This window comes from Priestia sp. YIM B13552, assembly GCF_042787775.1.
In the GTDB taxonomy this organism is placed as follows: Bacteria; Bacillota; Bacilli; order Bacillales; family Bacillaceae_H; genus Priestia; species Priestia megaterium_E.
In genome coordinates this window covers 351,331-367,134 of sequence record NZ_JBHZOU010000001.1, presented here as the reverse complement: position 1 = coordinate 367,134, position 15,804 = coordinate 351,331, and the positions used below count along the sequence as shown (strand labels likewise).

The window sequence follows — 15,804 nt, the reverse complement described above, 5'->3', positions numbered from 1 at the left end:
AATGATTTCCGTAAACATATATATCATACTCTTAAAAGTATAATTTATCTATAGTTTTTATGTAATCGATTCTCGGATGGTAACCAAGTTCGATGAAATGTCCTTTTTTTTCAATATCTGCCTTAGGGATTGATTTTCGTCCATCTTTTTTCATGGCATCCCAATAAGGAAAAAGGAACTGTGCTTCGAACAAGTATATTTCTTGTAAAGTAGAGAACATTAATATAACGAAACAAATCCCGTTTTGTTTCACAATTTGCTTCATATGTTCAATTTGATGTTCATGAAAATTACGCAGCGGAAATGAGGTTTTATTTCTCGTTTCTTTTGCTTCAAAGTCAAGGTGTTTTCCTTTATAGACTCCATTATAGTCTGTAGTAGAAGCCTGTTTAAAATAAGCTTCTTTGATAACAGCGGCACTTCTCTTCGGATAGTCTACTTTTACAATTTGAACAGGGGTTGGTTTTTTGTGAACAATGGCTATTCCTTTTGAAACATAGTATTCGTTTGTTTCGTTTAAATCGTCCTCCAGCGTCATACCACGATTGCTATAGCTAGCTTCTAGCTTTTTAGGGGAAGGACTGCTGGTATTCAATGGCTTATAGGCCTTTCCGTTAGGATAGCGAATCATAACCATCACTCCTTTAGTGTAAATCTATTAAACAAACAAATTCTATTATACCAAATCCTACAAATAAAAATAGATGAAAGAAGATGAAGAGATGTCACTCAATAGTTCGGAACAAGCGCTGTTGACGGCGATTAAAAAAACCACAGACAAGCTGAATATTGATAATATATCAAGAACCCAGGCTTATGCAACTTTTTATCATAGATATCCTGAAGTAAAGTGGGCATTTCTCGCAAGTATGGTATCACGAAATGCAGGATGGAATATGTGTGATTTGCAAGGGAAAAACATGAAAAAAGCGTTATCAAAGCAAACGCGCGATTTATTATTTTTGACGTATGAAAGAGCAAATTGGCTTATTTTTAAAGATGCCTTCCCACAATTACTATTGTATGCTGTTTCGCGTAAAAAACATGTCTCTTACGCTCATTTACTTCCCTATTTAAATGTTTCATCTTTTATCGAAGAGAAGTGGAGACAATTTATGCAGAGACCTTGTGAACTGCAGCTTATTCATGCGTTAATTGTGAATGAGCAGCATGTTATTCAACAGCCCGTTATTGAACAGCCTTTTTATCAAGATAGAGTATTTAAAAGTGCGCTGTTTTTTTTTCAAGATATATTCCACTTTAGTTCCGTCCTTTTTCCTACTACAAAAGGGGAATTATACGGTTGTTCTGTTCATGATTTTACAAAAGTAAATAATCGGATTGATTTGGGCAAGGAATTAGCGGCTTTATTATTTCATGAAAAGTATTATCCCTTGTTTTATGAATTTTCTTTGAAAACAAAGCATACGGGTTCAAGATACGACTATGAACAGTATTTTGTGAATGAAACTAGTTGCCGTACACCTGCTCTTCGAAAGGTGTATCCGGCTATTAGACATCATGAAAAGAAGAGAGAAGAGTGGTTTTTAACGAAAAAAGAGGAGCAAAAGCTCATGAAAAAGCCGTCTTTTCCAAAGAAAGTTCATTTTACAAAGTGGTATCTTCAAAAGCAAAAGCAGCTGTATATATTAATGAAAGTAGCGCAAGTATTTAATATAAATAAAAACGGTCACTTGTGACCGTTTTGTTCTTAAGTAGAAGGCTGGTTAGGACCGTTTAACTTTTTAGGATCACCGTAGGTTTTTGTTTCAGGCTTATTTTTAGGCTGTGATTTTTGCTGTTTGTTGGCCATATCTAGGCACCTCCTATCATGTCGTAATAAACGTTCAGCAGCGGAATGTATCTGCTTAGCTGAAATGTCTATACTAGTGTTTTCAATATGTTCACTTTCGATTCATCATAAATGAAAATGTCGAAAACATCTTTCTTTGACGAATAGAAACTAGTTTTGTCATGTGTGAAGGGACAATGAAGAAAAGAGAGAATACGTTATGCAAAGGAAAATTTGGAGGGATGGCGATGAAACAAAGTATGGTTAAAACAAGCGAAATGATGACTTTATTAGATAGCTTACTAGAGCAAGTAGATTTAGTGGATAAAACGATGTCTACATCTATAAATGAAGCATTTACACATTGTGAAGAAACATATATGGAACAAGTTCATCGCATTGACCAATCACTGCAAGAAATTGAAGTAGCTGTGTACGAAAGCATGCCTTCCGAAACAGAATGGAATAGAAGCCGAAGAGAAATGGTTCTTCATACAGTATAAAGACTGTTTATGTTACAATAGTCATCGTAGAGGTGACGAATAACGATGAATGAAGATGTGAAAAAAAGTACGGAGATCATGTTTCAATATAATGAAGTAGCTGTAGAACGATTAGCGTCTATTCAACAGGAAGAAAATTATGAAGTGAAATTTTTTGAAGAAGTAAAGCCTTATGGAGATATTTTCTTCAAAGAACTTGATGAATGGGCTAGTCTCGTAACGGAATGGCTGAAGAAAGAGCGACCAAAATATATTCATGTTAATCAAGTAGAGACGTTAAAAGAAAATTTACAAAACGTTGTACTACAGTCATTTTATCCCGAGACGCGAGAAAAGCGATTTAAAAAGATGTATCACTCAAATAAGTATGTGCTCGAGTCGATATTGAATAATTAATCCCGGCCTTCCGTTGAGACTTATAAGGTGGGGATTTTCTATGCATGAGATTGTGACAAGCGTATTTTACACGAAGTGAAAAACGAACTATCGATCAAAATTTTTGATTCGTAGTTCGTTTTTTTGATGAGAAGCATAGGTTTCATTTGCTTTGTTCCTTCTAGCAGTTGATTGGAGGGCAAGGCGAAGACTCCTTCGGGAAAAGCGGAACAGATGAGACCCCGCAGGAGCGCAAGCGACGAGGAGGCTCAGCGGCCCCCGCGGAAAGCGAAGCCTTGCATGGAGATATCAACTGCGGTGTCATAAGCAGTTCAGCTCATGTATCCCATTTGTTCCTCTCTAGATTGGAATCATTTTGTTATGTCCCAGCCTCTTTTTATCATATCAATTAAAAAGTTAATCAAAATCTTTTTGAGATTGGATAGAAACAGCTGGGTGATCTTGTGAAGCGACTGTATCGATATGATAATCAACTTTTTCAGTATGTTTAGAAGCAACAGCGTTATTTGTTTTAGTTACTGCACTTTGGCCTTGCTTTTTATGATCAAAATGTTTTCCACGACTCATGAGATAGACCTCCTTTATTGAATACTGCGTTAAAGCTTTTATAGTATAAACAAGTCAAAAAAGAAGTATGTGTCCACTTTATAAGAAACAAAGAAACCACCGATTTCTCGGTGGTAGTAAAAAAATTAATCATCTTGTGCACTAAAATCGGGCTTAGTAGCTCCAATTTGTTCGAGTTCACGTACAGCGGCTTTGTAATTCATAGGAGTTAAAAAACCTTTTAAATACTGCTGCTGAGCAAAATCGAGTAATTCATTACTTGACTGCGGCTCATACTGTTTCACCGCAATAAAAGCTTCTTGAAGTTCGTTCACATACATGTAAATTCCCTCCTAATCCCCGTTTGTGCCACTACGTATCGTAGTATCACTTGTTCTTATCGTACCATATATTTAAATAATCTCGTTTTTTTGAAAAATTTAAACTTTCGACAGAAACCTACATATTTTTGAATGTGTTTTCCAAAAGTACAAGTAGACGAACGTCACCTCTTATTTCTGCATACATACTATATATTATGTAATATTAAAAAGGAGGTATTGATTTTGCATGTATACAAGTAAGCATTATCCGTATTATGAGCAACATCAACCAGAACGTTTTGATTTAAGCCAGGTACATCCATTTCCGCAGTATCATCAGCAGCCATGGACGGAAGCTTATATGCCGCAACATCCGTACGCTCAGCAACAAATGCCTTTTGGTCCTCAGCAAATTCCCTATATGAACGGAATGTACCAGCAGCCCATGTACAATAATGCAGGTGCGCCTTTTAATCCATACCCTAAAGCTCAGCAACAAAAGCCTCAGCCTTCTCAATTTCAGTCATTAATGTCTCAGTTTAAATCGAGTGATGGCAATTACGATATGAACAAGATGATGAATACTGCGGGGCAGATGATGGGAGCCATGAACCAATTAACATCCCTAGTAAAAGGGTTTTCCGGGATTTTCAAAGTATAAGGACTAGAAGGTGTTTTCTAGTCCCTGCTTATTATTTTTTCTTTTGATTTTTCAAATAGCTTTCTCCAAGAAGTGTAAATACTTCATTGTAAGTTAATCCGGACTGAGCATTTAAACGTTTGACTTCTTCGACATCTGTTGTTGATGAAGTTGAAATTTGATGCTTGCTTTTTTTCATAAAACCTCTCCTTCTCTATGTAAAATGAATAACATCCCATCTTAGTATATTTCCAAATGTGCCCTACTATAAGTGGAAAAAAACGCCGAAGACACTCATGGTTCTTCGGCGTTTTTTTGCAATAAAGATGAGTGTTTAGAAAAATTAAGAGCGGCGTGAACGGCGAGCACGACGTGAACGACGAGTAGAACGACGTGAACGACGAGTAGAACGACGAGAGCGGCGAGTAGAACGGCGTGAACGACGAGTAGAACGACGAGAGCGGCGAGTAGAACGACGTGAACGACGAGTAGAACGACGTGAACGACGAGTAGAACGACGAGAGCGGCGAGTAGAACGACGTGAACGACGAGTAGAACGACGTGAACGACGAGTAGAACGACGAGAACGACGAGAAGAACGACGAGTAGAACGACGAGAACGACGAGAAGAACGGCGAGTAGAACGACGTGAACGGCCAGTGCTACGAGAAGAGCGACCCGGCTTTGTTAGTGGACCGGCAGTTGGCTCTTGAAACATAAAAGATTTCAGTTCTGTACATTCCAAGGCTTCAGCAGCCTCTTTAATTTTTTCAGGTGTAATATGCAATACAAAAACCTCCTTGTCAATTGGACTAGGTCTTGCATTAATAGAATACGCACTGATGCTTGTCCTTGATATGAGTCAAAAGTGGAGTTTGCGCAAATAGTTGATGAGGTGGGGTATCATGGAGAATTTACCCTTCATATACTTTAATAATTGAAGAAAGGTGGTCGAATAATGAAGCAAAAAGAAATCCCTCAATACGCTCTGTTTGTGAATGTAAAAGATTTAAAGGAAATACAAAGAGATATTTGGTCAGAAGAAGCGGTTCAGGCAACGATGAAGTTTAACAAAAAACGCTACGATATTGATTTGCTGCTAAGAGGCTCCCACATTCGGAAGATGAAAAAAAAGTCATATTATATTGAATTTTATTCTCCAAAAATATTTCAGCGAGCCAAAGAAATACACCTAAACGCTGAATACAAAGATCCATCGCTTATGCGCAACAAATTGTCCCTCGATTTTTTCTCCTCTTTAGACGTTTTATCTCCTCATTCTCAGTTTGTCACTCTTAAGATTAATGGGAAAAATGAAGGAATATATCTTCAGCTCGAATCGGTAGATGAACTATTTTTGAAAAAAAGAAATTTAGCGGATGGATCCATATTTTATGCAGTGGACGGAGATGCTAATTTTTCTTTGATGAGCGATTTGGATAAAAGGCCGAAAACAACTTTGTTATCTGGATATGAAGATAAAGCAGTGAGAGAAGGGGATGAGGAAAAATTAGAAAAGTTTATATTTAATCTTAATACGTGGACAAATACGGAATTCGAACAGAATATTGAGAAGTATCTGAACGTCGACCGCTACTTATCTTGGTTAGTCGGTATTATTTGTATGCAGAATTACGACGGTTTTGTCCATAACTATGCCCTCTATCTAAATCATGAAAGCGGTCGCTTTGAACTGATTCCATGGGATTATGATGCAACTTGGGGAAGAGATGTAAATGGGAAAGTAATGGAAGGAGACTATGTCCGCGCACAAGGATTTAATACGCTTACAGCTCGCTTACTGGCGGTAAACAGCATTAAAAAGCGATATATTCAAAAAATGAACAATGTTCTAAATAATCAATTTACAATAGAATGCATGAAACCAATCATTTATCAACTGCATGATTATATTGCTCCTTATGTATTAAAAGATCCTTACGTAAAAGATAACTTGGAGCAATTTTATAAAGAACCCGAATTTATGCTGTCTTTTATAAAAGAACGAACAGCGTATATTGAAAATAACCTTTTGACTCTTTAAAAAGAGATAGATTTATAGGCACTTTATAGGCAACAGTGGATTTTGCTAATAATAGGCAAATGCAGGAAATCAATAGCTGTACATGATACGTATATATACAGTATGAATGACCAATAAGGATAACTAATAAGGAGGAAAAACAATGAGTAACTATTACTATGGCCAAGAACAAGGGCAAAATCAAAACCCGCGCCAAAAATCAAGCCAAAAACGCAGCCGAAATATACAAATGCCTGATAAAGGCTATTCTTCTCACTTCAAACCCCTAAAAGGAAGAGTGGTGACCGTTTATCGTGGAGGACCTGAATCTAAAACAGGTTATTTGGTTGACGTGCAATCAGATTATTTAATCTTAGCAGTGGAAAGCAACAATAACAATAATAACAATGATGGTGAAAATAACAACCAAAATAATCAAAACAATCAAAATAATAATCAACAAGAATATACACTTGTATATTATCACTTAGCGCATGTAAAAAGTATAACTGAAGATACTATGTCAAATTCGGCACAAACGTTTACTGGAATTAGCGCAGAATTAGAATTATATCGAGGAAAAACTTTTGCTACAACTTTATCATTAATGAAAACTAAATATGTGCAGGTTAACCAAGGTGGACCTGAGAAAAAAGCAGGTCAGCTTCTTGATGTCTTAGGTTCATTTGAATCTGCTTATATAGTATTACTCACAGAGGACGACGGTGTCATCTATATTAATACTGAACACGTTAAGAGTGTGAGTGAATATCAAAACAACAATGGAGATCAAGCTAGTCAATCTGCAAATGAACTCGTAGTGAGCCAAGAACCAGAATATATGAAATCCAAAAGCTTTAACGATCTTTTTGCCCACCTTTCTCATAAATGGGTATCAATCAATAATGGAGGACCTGAAGCTGTAGAGGGCGTGTTAGTACAAAGCCGAAATGGTACATTTACACTTGTGCAGAATAATCAAGTATTACGCTTACAGCCAAGACACGTTAAAACCATTTGTGTAGGAGCAAAAGGGGCTTTTAAGCAAAACGATAACAATCAAAATAATGAAGAAACAGAAGAAAATGGAGAGACTGAAGCTGCAAAGTCTACAGAAGAGCGTACAGGAAGCCGTACGGGAGAACGTACAGGAAGCCGCACAGGCGGACGTACGGGAAGCCGGACAGGTGGGCGTACAGGACGCCGCACGGGTGGACGCACAGACGATCGTTCTCGAGGACGCCGCACGGGAGGACGCACAGGTGATCGCTCGGGAAGACGCCGTACGGGTTCACGCTCTTCAACACCGGCTGAGAAAGTTATTAAAACGAAAAATTATCGTTGGAAAGCATGATGAAATGGAACATAAAAGGTGCTTATAAAGCACCTTTTCTATCATATGGGAAAAAGGAGGAGAATGAGAATGAGTATGAATCATTATATCAATAAAATTGTGGAGTTAGATATTTCAGGTAAAACGACATTTGTTGGCAGGCTTATTGATCTTGGATTAGATATTATGGTTTTGTATAATGGACATGATTATTTGTATATTCCTCTTTTACACATGCATGGTTTGCGGGAAGTATCTGAAGAAGACTATACGGTTTTACGTGAAATAGAAGAGAATTTAATAGAAGAAAGTCAGCGGATTTCTTATCGTAATATTTTACAGCAGGCAAAAGGGAAATTTATTGAAATTTATGTAACAGGAGGGAAATCATTGCATGGCTATATCACAAGCGTGCTGAATGATTATCTTGTGTTTTATTCTCCAGTGTATAAAAATGTCTTTGTTTCTCTGCATCATTTGAAATGGCTCACTCCTTACAGCAATGAGTTAACCCCTTATTCTTTAAGCGACAAAGAGCTCCCAGTAAGGCCCGCCTCTGCACCTTTTGTCAGAAACTTTGAAGAGCAGCTTAAAAAATATGAAAATCAACTGGTCGTATTAGATTTAGGGGATCAATCAGAAAAAATTGGCGTACTTAAAGAAGTTTCTAATAATATTGTTGAACTAATTACGGCAAATGGAGAAAGTATGTATTGGAAGTTAGCTCACGTAAAATCTGTACACTTGCCTTAGAAAAAGAGACCTCGCTTTCGTCTCTTTTTTTTATGTGCTTATCAGGACAGGTATATTGAATAAACAAATGAGATGATTTAAATTTTTTAGAAAATTATGTTGACAATAAAGAAAATCTTTATTAAAGTTATTAACAACAAACGTTAACCACCAACAATTATATAGAACTCTTATCAAGAGTGGCGGAGGGACTGGCCCTGCGATGCCCGGCAACCATCAAATGAAACATTCATTTGAACGGTGCTAATTCCTGTGGAACATCAGTATTGTTCTAACAGATGAGAGAAATCGTGTATAAACGAACACTCTTCCATCTGTGAAGAGTGTTTTTTATTTTGAGTTAAGGAGAGAAATAGATGAAAATTGAAACTTTATTAGTTCGTTCAGGAGTAGGTCGTGATCCTTCAACAGGTTCTATTACAACACCCATTTACCAAGCATCAACATTTGCTCATCCTGCTTTAGGGCAAAGTACAGGATTTGACTATGCACGTACGGCAAACCCTACTCGTACAGCATTGGAAGAAGCAATTGCTGCTTTGGAAAAAGGAGAAGTAGGAGTAGCATTCGCTTCAGGAATGGCGGGTGTAATGGCAGTTTTAGCACTATTTAAAAACGGAGATCATTTAATTGTATCAGAGGATTTATACGGAGGAACGTACCGAGTACTAAATGAAATTTTTTCAGAGCAAGGAATTACTGTTTCGTACGTCAACACAGCCCATCTCGAGCAAGTAAAAGATGCGCTTCGTCCCAACACAAAAGCTTTATTTATTGAAACACCTACGAATCCAATGATGCACGTGACTGATTTGCCAGAAGCAATTTCGTTAGCTAAACAGCATGATTTGCTTACTATCGTTGACAATACCTTCATGTCCCCTTATTATCAGCGTCCTTTAGAGCTTGGAGCAGATATTGTGATACATAGTGCAAGCAAATACATTGGGGGTCATAATGATGTAGTTGCTGGTCTTGTAGTGGCTCGATGTAGTAGCTTAGGAGAGAAAATTCGTTTTTATCAAAATGCAGCTGGGGCAATCTTAGGTCCACAGGATAGCTGGCTGTTATTACGCGGTGTTAAAACGCTAGCCCTTCGTATGGAAAAGCATAATGAAAACGCACTGAAAATTGCAAATTGGCTTACTGCTCATGATCTCGTGGAAAAAGTGTATTACCCTGGTCTTGAAACACATCCAGGCTATGAAATCATGAAGAAACAAGCAACTGGATTTGGAGGCATGATTTCTTTTGCTGTCTCACACCCTGACATCGTGTCAGTACTTTTAGAAAATGTCAAAGTTATTACATTTGCAGAAAGCTTAGGAGGCGTGGAAAGTTTAATGACATTCCCAGCTCGTCAAACACATGCTGATATTCCGGAAGAAATTCGAAATCGTGTCGGAGTAACAAACTGTTTACTGCGATTATCAGTTGGAATTGAGCACGCAGATGATTTAATTAAAGATTTGAAGGAGGCATTTGATGCATACCAACAATAATAAACATAGATTTGGTACGAACTTAATCCATGCAAATACAGGAATTGACGGTCATTTTGGAGCGGTTAACGTACCTATTTATCAGGTATCTACATTTAACCAAGAAGATGAGACGAACAACGGCCGCTATGACTATTCTCGTTCAGGAAATCCAACTCGTGAGGCTTTAGAAAACACCATTGCTCAGCTAGAAAATGGATACGCTGGTTTTGCTTTTTCATCAGGTATGGCTGCTATCTCATCGGTGTTATCTATTTTTGAATCGGGGGATGAAATTTTAGTTTCACATGATACGTACGGCGGGACATATCGTGTATTAACACGATTATTTTCAAAGTTTGGTATCAAAACAACTTTTGTTGATACAACGAAGGTTGAGAAAGTTGAAGAAGCTATCACAAAGGATACGAAGGCTATTTATATCGAAAGCCCTTCAAATCCATTTTTACAGGTAACGGATATTAAAGCAGTAGCAAGTTTGGCGAAGGAGCGCAATCTCCTTACAATTGTGGATAACACGTTTTTAACACCTTATCTACAGCAGCCGATTGACCTTGGTGTAAACATTGTGATTCATAGTGCTACAAAATATATCAGCGGTCACAGTGACGTCATTGGCGGTTTAGTTGTAGTAAGCGATGAAAAGCTAGCAGAAGAAGTAAAGTTTGTACAAAATGCTTTTGGTGCTATCTTGGGACCGCAGGATTGTTTTTTACTGCTTCGAGGAATTAAGACATTAAAAGTTCGTTTAGATCAGCAGTTAAAAACAGCGCTGCAGTTTGCAAAGTGGCTTGAAGAACAATCTCTAGTAAGCCATGTATATTATCCAGGCTTAAAAAGTCATCCAGACCACAAACTGATTTCAGAACAAGCAAATGGATACGGAGCTATGATTTCTTTCCAAGTACAGGATGAAAAGGTAGCACGACATATTTTACAAGGAGTAAAATTGGCTTCAATTGGCGTTAGTCTAGGTGCAGTTGAATCCATTTTAACGCATCCTGCAACAATGTCTCATGCAAGTATCCCAAAAGAAGTGCGTGAAGAAAAAGGAATTACTGATTCACTTCTTCGTCTTTCAGTAGGGTTAGAGGAATTCGAAGATTTAAAGCAAGACTTTAAGGCGGTTTTTCAAAGCTTAGAAGAAAAAGCGTTAATTAAATAAAGAAAAGGACTTCCATCAAGGAAGTCCTTTTTTATCGTTATATACAGCTATCTAAAAGGTTTGTGTATAGGGACGCAAGCGCAACTTTTTCATCAGAGGAAAGACTGCTGTTTAGAATTCTTTTTATGCCAAGGTGATATTTTACATACGGTGTTTGCCGGACGCGTGGATGAGTCATTTCATCTTTTAAATCTTTCATAATGGCTTCGTGAAGCTGATCTTCACTTGTCATGGCTTGTTTAGAAGCGAACGAACGGTTCAACCATAGGGTTTGATAAGCTGCTAGTAAATGTTCAGAAGTCATTGTGCAAAGAGCTCCTTTAGATTAGTTTCTTCATTATAATAATCTATAGTTTACCACAAGTATTAATACGTGTACGTAACTTTTACAGAAGCAGATACAATCAAGGACTGAGCTTGAATAGGGGGAGAGGCTGCTAATAACTTAGGCGAGGAGCCAGATGACTGATAGACAGGTCCTTCTTCGATTAAAATAGGAATTTGGTTAATAGGGAGCTGCAGCGTGTTGGCAATGGTAAAGGCCTTTTCTTTAGCGTTAAGCAAAGCTTTGCTTATCGCTTCTTGTTCATATTTATCATCATTTGTAACGTGGAATTGAAGATCTTGCGCTACGTTGGCTCCGCTTGAAAAAGTAGCGTTATAGACATCGCCAGCTTGTTTTACATCTTGTACTCTTACTCTAAATAAGTGCTGTACTTCGTATCCTGTAAGAGTCGATTTTCCATCGCTGTAATCATATTTAGGATTTATGGTGAACGAAGCTGTTTCAATTTGCTGGTCATTGATTCCAAGTTTTTTTATTTCTTGCAGCAAAGTATTTGAAACAGCTGAATTTTCTTTTAAGGCTTCTTGAACGTCTCGGTTTTCCGTGCGGGTTCCAATCGTCATGGAAATTTCATTTGGAACTGCTGAAACACTTCCTTCACCAATTACTTTAATTTCTCTATTTTGTGTATCTACGCGCAGTTGCTGTGTAGGTTCATAAGGGAAATAAGAATGTTGCATACCAAAAACCTCCTTTATTGATCTTTAGTATATATATGATAAGAAAAGGAGATTAAAAACAAAAAGAGATTGAGACATAACTAAATCAACCGCTAGAAGCACCTACATACATGAAATCTACATTCACCATACCAATAAAAAAATCCGAACGAATTTGATTCTTCATCAAGAATCAAATTCGTTCGGATCTTCCTTCAACTAACATACTTTTCTTCAGCTTCTTTTTGTTTATTTCGATTCTTTAATTAAGATTTCTTTCATTTCAATGAATTGATTTTGAACATCGTTTGACGGTTTCTTTGTTAGTAAACTTACAATAATAACAGCTAATAAGCTTAAAAAGAACCCAGGAATCATTTCGTAAAGAGCATCCTTCAATGGAGTATTTACCCAAATTAATACTGTAGCAGCACCTACAATCATCCCTGCAAGGGCTCCCCATCGAGTCATACGCTTCCAGTAAAGACTTAGTAAAATAGCAGGACCAAAAGCTGAACCAAATCCAGCCCAAGCGTATCCAACCAGCCCTAAAATCGTATCACTAGGTTTTAAAGAAAGCAAAATGCCAATAATTGCAACACCTAAAACCGCAGCTCTTCCAACCGTCACAAGCTCTTTGTCAGAGGCCTTGCGTCGGAAAAATGTTTTATAAAAGTCTTCTGTAACAGAGCTTGCCGTTACAAGCAGCTGAGAAGAAATGGTACTCATAATTGCCGCTAGTAAAGCTGCATATAAGAATCCAGTAATTAACGGATTGAAGAGTATATCCGCAAATTTAATAAAAATAGTTTCAGGATCTGCTAGTTTCATACCTGTTTTTTCTACATATGCAATCCCAACAAGTCCTGTCAGCATAGCACCAATAATAGAAATAATCATCCAGCTCATTCCAATACGACGTGCGGGTTTTAACTCCTTAACAGAAGAGATAGCCATAAAGCGAACGATAATATGAGGCTGTCCGAAATAGCCGAGTCCCCAGGCTAAGAAAGATATAATACCTAAAACGGTCGTACCTTTAAAAATGTCAAGATATGCTGGATTAATGTCCTGCACAATATCTATTGTTGTGTTAACGCCTCCAACATTGGTGAAAGCTACAATAGGTACTAAAACTAAGGCAAGAAACATAATAACACCTTGAACAAAATCTGTTAAACTAACGGCTAAAAATCCACCGAAAAGGGTGTAGGCAATAACAACAGATGCTGTTACAAATAAGCCAATTTGATAATTCACACCAAATGCCGATTCGAACAGTCGTCCGCCTGATACCATACCAGCTGAAGTGTAAAGAGTGAAGAAAATAAAGATAACAATCGCTGATACTGTTCGAAGAACCTTGGCATGGTCGCCAAAGCGATTTTCAAAAAAGTCCGGAATTGTAATGGAGTCATTCGCTACTTCCGTATAAGTGCGAAGACGCGGAGCGAGGATTAAATAATTTAAATACGCACCAATAGATAAACCTACTGCAAGCCATAAACTCGAAAGACCTGTCACATACATGGATCCCGGAAGACCCATTAACATCCATCCACTCATATCTGAAGCACCTGCTGAAAGCGCAGTAACAGCCGGACCTAGTCCGCGTCCGCCTAGCATGTAACCCGATACGTCTTGAGTTGTTTTTGTGTAGGCATACCATCCTATTCCAAGCATTCCTACAAAATAAATGCCCAGTGAAATATAAACACCAATATCCACGAAATCTCCCCTTTATGCATTTTTTATGCATGAAACGAGCACTACTCGCCATGCAAACATCTTATGGTTTCTAAAACTAACAAACTTTTCCCTTACTATCAACCCACAAAACCGTAAAATACATGAGGCGAAAATCCCCTATCCCTTTATAATAAAGAAATGAAAGCGATTTCAAAATTAAATAAAATAAAAATATTCAGAAACTTATAAGCGCATTTTTTATGCAATATTTTATGCAATAGGTAAAATGAAAAGAGCATTTTATAAAATGCTCTTTTGACATTCATGTATATTAGCGTGAATTCGGGAACACGCGTCGAACAACTTCTGAAAACTCGTCAAACAGCCCAGAAACTGGTTTACCTGTTTGGAGCTTGTCCACATATCCGTTCATACGGTTTACAAAGTCAGGGTTTGTTGAAACAAATACTCGATGAACACTACCGTCTGCTTTTCTTACTTCGTGTGCGATTTTATGCTCCATATCTTTTGTAAGATTACCTTCTTTGTTGTCGTCTAATACAGCGGCCACATAAGCTGTATGATCGGTTACGATGACATTAGCATCTTTTACGTTTTTTAACGCTACGATACGATCAGCCGCCACATCGGCTACTCTCATTCCGCCGGACTGATTATACTGTTCTTTTTCGTTACGCTGTACGTCTTGCGTATCGTTTACGTCATTCATTTTCGTTTTATTGTTCCCATTTTCATATGTGACGTTGCGGACTGTATCATCATCAATGACGCCATCTTTACCTTGATCTGCTGTGCTGCAGCCGAATAAAGAAAGGGTCGTCATGCAGCCTACAACAAACAAAAACGATTTCTTCATGATAGTATCACTCCTTATAAGTTTTAACCTTTCTTATAATTTGTTAAAAACGTGTGAAGCATACATGAAAAATATAAAAAAGCCTATACTATCGAAAAAGGAGGAATATGTATGAGTGGAATTCAACAAAGCATATTTGTGCTTCATACAAAAGAAGAAAACCATGAAGAAACAACAACGTTTGCACTAACTTCAGAAGAAGCTAAGCTATTATTTGAGACCCTGCAAAATAAACGAAAAGAAATTATCGACGCCCATATTGATAACATGTTGACGTAAGGAAGATAAATATTTTGCAAAACGGATGAGCCATATGTTAAGAATGGCCCAATATTTGCATTCTACATATAGGTATAGTATAATGTAAACGCAACCAAATTTAATAAATGTGATGAATACTACATTTGACCATACACTCGAATTAGATTTAGTGAAAATTCACTTGTTATAAAGGAGATCTACTTCGCGTAGGTCTCTTTTATAATATGTGAATTTTTTATTTACGGTATAAATGTAAATATAGAGTAACATATTAAAATTTTTACATTTTTTGGAGGTTTTTTTACATGGCTACTACAGGTACAGTAAAATGGTTTAACAGTGAAAAAGGCTTCGGTTTTATCGAAGTACCAGGCGAAAATGACGTATTTGTTCATTTTTCAGCTATCCAATCTGAAGGCTTCAAAACATTAGAAGAAGGTCAAAAAGTTGAATTTGAAATCGTTGAAGGCCAACGTGGACCACAAGCGGAGAATGTTGTAAAATTATAATTCAACGCTACATATGAAAGCTGCCGATAGGCAGCTTTTTTTGTACAAATTTGTTTTATTTGTATGATTAAGAAAATAGATTAAAGTAGGGGAGAAGGGAAGGCATGAGTTCATTTCATTGCTGTGCCACATGTGAACATTTTCAAAGCATTAAATTGGATAAGGGAATGAAGTATCGATGCAAAAGACTAGGCTATGAAACCCGTCCTTCATATCAGTTTACATGCTGGGAGCCAAAAGAAGTAGTTAAAAAGTTAATGGAAAAACGAAATCAAAAATGAGGCTGGGACATAACGAAGTCAATTCAATCTACAGACGAACAAATGAGCTGGTAGGGCTCGTTTGTTACACAACAGCTAGAAGCAGTTACATACATAAAACCTACGTTCACTCTCCCAATGAAAAAATCCGAACGAGTTTGATTCTCCACCAAAAACCTCGATTCATCGTTCGGATTTTCCTTAAACTAAAATACGTGTGTTCCAGT

Annotated in this window: 22 protein-coding genes and 1 riboswitch; of the genes, 12 read left to right on the top strand and 10 right to left on the bottom strand. The window is 37.3% G+C overall.

What is annotated here, in order from left to right; genetic code table 11:
- Positions 1–31: 31 nt before the first annotated feature.
- The gene (recU, locus tag ACFX40_RS01860) at positions 32–631 is read right to left on the bottom strand and encodes a Holliday junction resolvase RecU (protein WP_014460963.1); all 600 of its coding nucleotides are present in this window, start codon (positions 629–631) and stop codon (positions 32–34) included.
- 73 nt (positions 632–704) lie between these two features.
- Here recU and ACFX40_RS01855 point away from each other — a divergent pair, with 73 nt between their 5' ends.
- Positions 705–1,700 (top strand): DUF2515 family protein, encoded by a 996-nt coding sequence (locus ACFX40_RS01855; RefSeq protein ID WP_098333588.1) that lies wholly within the window; start codon positions 705–707, stop codon positions 1,698–1,700.
- An 11-nt stretch (positions 1,701–1,711) separates the two neighbouring features.
- Here ACFX40_RS01855 and ACFX40_RS01850 read toward each other — a convergent pair whose 3' ends face one another.
- Positions 1,712–1,813: a hypothetical protein gene (locus tag ACFX40_RS01850; protein ID WP_016763465.1), complete on the bottom strand. Its 102-nt coding sequence runs from the start codon at positions 1,811–1,813 to the stop codon at positions 1,712–1,714.
- Between the two features lie 227 nt (positions 1,814–2,040).
- Here ACFX40_RS01850 and ACFX40_RS01845 point away from each other — a divergent pair, with 227 nt between their 5' ends.
- Both ACFX40_RS01845 and ACFX40_RS01840 read left to right on the top strand, forming a co-directional pair.
- Entirely contained in the window at positions 2,041–2,295 is a 255-nt protein-coding gene (locus tag ACFX40_RS01845; RefSeq protein ID WP_013056112.1) for a hypothetical protein, read from the top strand.
- 45 nt (positions 2,296–2,340) lie between these two features.
- Complete coding sequence (locus ACFX40_RS01840; protein ID WP_013056113.1) at positions 2,341–2,691, top strand: YppE family protein; 351 nt, start codon at positions 2,341–2,343, stop codon at positions 2,689–2,691.
- 396 nt (positions 2,692–3,087) lie between these two features.
- On the opposite strand, the gene ACFX40_RS01835 is transcribed toward ACFX40_RS01840, so the two are convergent.
- Together ACFX40_RS01835 and ACFX40_RS01830 are read right to left on the bottom strand one after the other, a co-directional pair.
- Positions 3,088–3,258, bottom strand: coding sequence for a hypothetical protein (locus tag ACFX40_RS01835; protein ID WP_013056114.1), 171 nt, complete (start codon positions 3,256–3,258; stop codon positions 3,088–3,090).
- 125 nt (positions 3,259–3,383) lie between these two features.
- Positions 3,384–3,578 (bottom strand): YppF family protein, encoded by a 195-nt coding sequence (locus ACFX40_RS01830; protein WP_013056115.1) that lies wholly within the window; start codon positions 3,576–3,578, stop codon positions 3,384–3,386.
- Between the two features lie 229 nt (positions 3,579–3,807).
- On the opposite strand from ACFX40_RS01830, the gene ACFX40_RS01825 reads away from it, so the two are divergent.
- Positions 3,808–4,221 (top strand): YppG family protein, encoded by a 414-nt coding sequence (locus ACFX40_RS01825; RefSeq protein ID WP_013056116.1) that lies wholly within the window; start codon positions 3,808–3,810, stop codon positions 4,219–4,221.
- Positions 4,222–4,252: 31 nt separating this feature from the next.
- Here the strand turns inward: ACFX40_RS01825 and ACFX40_RS01820 are convergent, their stop codons facing one another.
- Together ACFX40_RS01820 and ACFX40_RS01815 are read right to left on the bottom strand one after the other, a co-directional pair.
- Complete coding sequence (locus tag ACFX40_RS01820; RefSeq protein ID WP_165802490.1) at positions 4,253–4,399, bottom strand: hypothetical protein; 147 nt, start codon at positions 4,397–4,399, stop codon at positions 4,253–4,255.
- A gap of 144 nt (positions 4,400–4,543) precedes the next feature.
- Positions 4,544–4,987, bottom strand: coding sequence for a CotG/ExsB N-terminal domain-containing protein (locus tag ACFX40_RS01815; protein ID WP_377253961.1), 444 nt, complete (start codon positions 4,985–4,987; stop codon positions 4,544–4,546).
- Positions 4,988–5,158: 171 nt separating this feature from the next.
- Between ACFX40_RS01815 and ACFX40_RS01810 the strand changes: the two genes are divergently transcribed.
- The 5 genes from ACFX40_RS01810 (at position 5,159) to ACFX40_RS01790 (ending at position 10,976) form a co-directional block, all read left to right on the top strand.
- A complete protein-coding gene (locus ACFX40_RS01810; RefSeq protein ID WP_263034392.1) occupies positions 5,159–6,244 on the top strand; it encodes a CotH kinase family protein in 1,086 nt (361 codons plus the stop codon).
- 229 nt (positions 6,245–6,473) lie between these two features.
- Positions 6,474–7,577: a spore coat protein gene (locus tag ACFX40_RS01805; RefSeq protein WP_405105570.1), complete on the top strand. Its 1,104-nt coding sequence runs from the start codon at positions 6,474–6,476 to the stop codon at positions 7,575–7,577.
- A 69-nt stretch (positions 7,578–7,646) separates the two neighbouring features.
- On the top strand, positions 7,647–8,309 hold the full coding sequence (locus tag ACFX40_RS01800; protein WP_028407978.1) for a hypothetical protein: 663 nt from the start codon (positions 7,647–7,649) through the stop codon (positions 8,307–8,309).
- Positions 8,310–8,476: 167 nt separating this feature from the next.
- A riboswitch (SAM riboswitch) is annotated at positions 8,477–8,594 on the top strand.
- A 71-nt stretch (positions 8,595–8,665) separates the two neighbouring features.
- Positions 8,666–9,811: a trans-sulfuration enzyme family protein gene (locus ACFX40_RS01795; protein ID WP_028407979.1), complete on the top strand. Its 1,146-nt coding sequence runs from the start codon at positions 8,666–8,668 to the stop codon at positions 9,809–9,811.
- Positions 9,795–10,976, top strand: a complete 1,182-nt coding sequence (locus ACFX40_RS01790) for a trans-sulfuration enzyme family protein (protein WP_028407980.1) — start codon at positions 9,795–9,797, stop codon at positions 10,974–10,976. The genes ACFX40_RS01795 and ACFX40_RS01790 overlap by 17 nt, the downstream gene beginning before the upstream one ends.
- A gap of 37 nt (positions 10,977–11,013) precedes the next feature.
- On the opposite strand, the gene ACFX40_RS01785 is transcribed toward ACFX40_RS01790, so the two are convergent.
- The 4 genes from ACFX40_RS01785 to ACFX40_RS01770 all read right to left on the bottom strand — a co-directional run bounded on the left by ACFX40_RS01785 (position 11,014) and on the right by ACFX40_RS01770 (position 14,547).
- Entirely contained in the window at positions 11,014–11,280 is a 267-nt protein-coding gene (locus ACFX40_RS01785; RefSeq protein WP_060746058.1) for a hypothetical protein, read from the bottom strand.
- A gap of 62 nt (positions 11,281–11,342) precedes the next feature.
- Positions 11,343–12,002: an SIMPL domain-containing protein gene (locus ACFX40_RS01780; RefSeq protein ID WP_028407982.1), complete on the bottom strand. Its 660-nt coding sequence runs from the start codon at positions 12,000–12,002 to the stop codon at positions 11,343–11,345.
- Between the two features lie 228 nt (positions 12,003–12,230).
- Positions 12,231–13,709: a sodium/proline symporter PutP gene (putP, locus tag ACFX40_RS01775; protein WP_028407983.1), complete on the bottom strand. Its 1,479-nt coding sequence runs from the start codon at positions 13,707–13,709 to the stop codon at positions 12,231–12,233.
- A gap of 292 nt (positions 13,710–14,001) precedes the next feature.
- A complete protein-coding gene (locus ACFX40_RS01770; RefSeq protein WP_016763474.1) occupies positions 14,002–14,547 on the bottom strand; it encodes a YhcN/YlaJ family sporulation lipoprotein in 546 nt (181 codons plus the stop codon).
- Positions 14,548–14,658: 111 nt separating this feature from the next.
- Between ACFX40_RS01770 and ACFX40_RS01765 the strand changes: the two genes are divergently transcribed.
- From ACFX40_RS01765 to ACFX40_RS01755, 3 genes are all read left to right on the top strand, one after another.
- A complete protein-coding gene (locus tag ACFX40_RS01765; protein WP_013056129.1) occupies positions 14,659–14,826 on the top strand; it encodes a hypothetical protein in 168 nt (55 codons plus the stop codon).
- A gap of 287 nt (positions 14,827–15,113) precedes the next feature.
- Positions 15,114–15,317, top strand: coding sequence for a cold-shock protein (locus tag ACFX40_RS01760; protein ID WP_013056130.1), 204 nt, complete (start codon positions 15,114–15,116; stop codon positions 15,315–15,317).
- A 104-nt stretch (positions 15,318–15,421) separates the two neighbouring features.
- A complete protein-coding gene (locus ACFX40_RS01755) occupies positions 15,422–15,598 on the top strand; it encodes a hypothetical protein (protein WP_165918628.1) in 177 nt (58 codons plus the stop codon).
- The last annotated feature ends 206 nt before the right edge of the window (positions 15,599–15,804 follow it).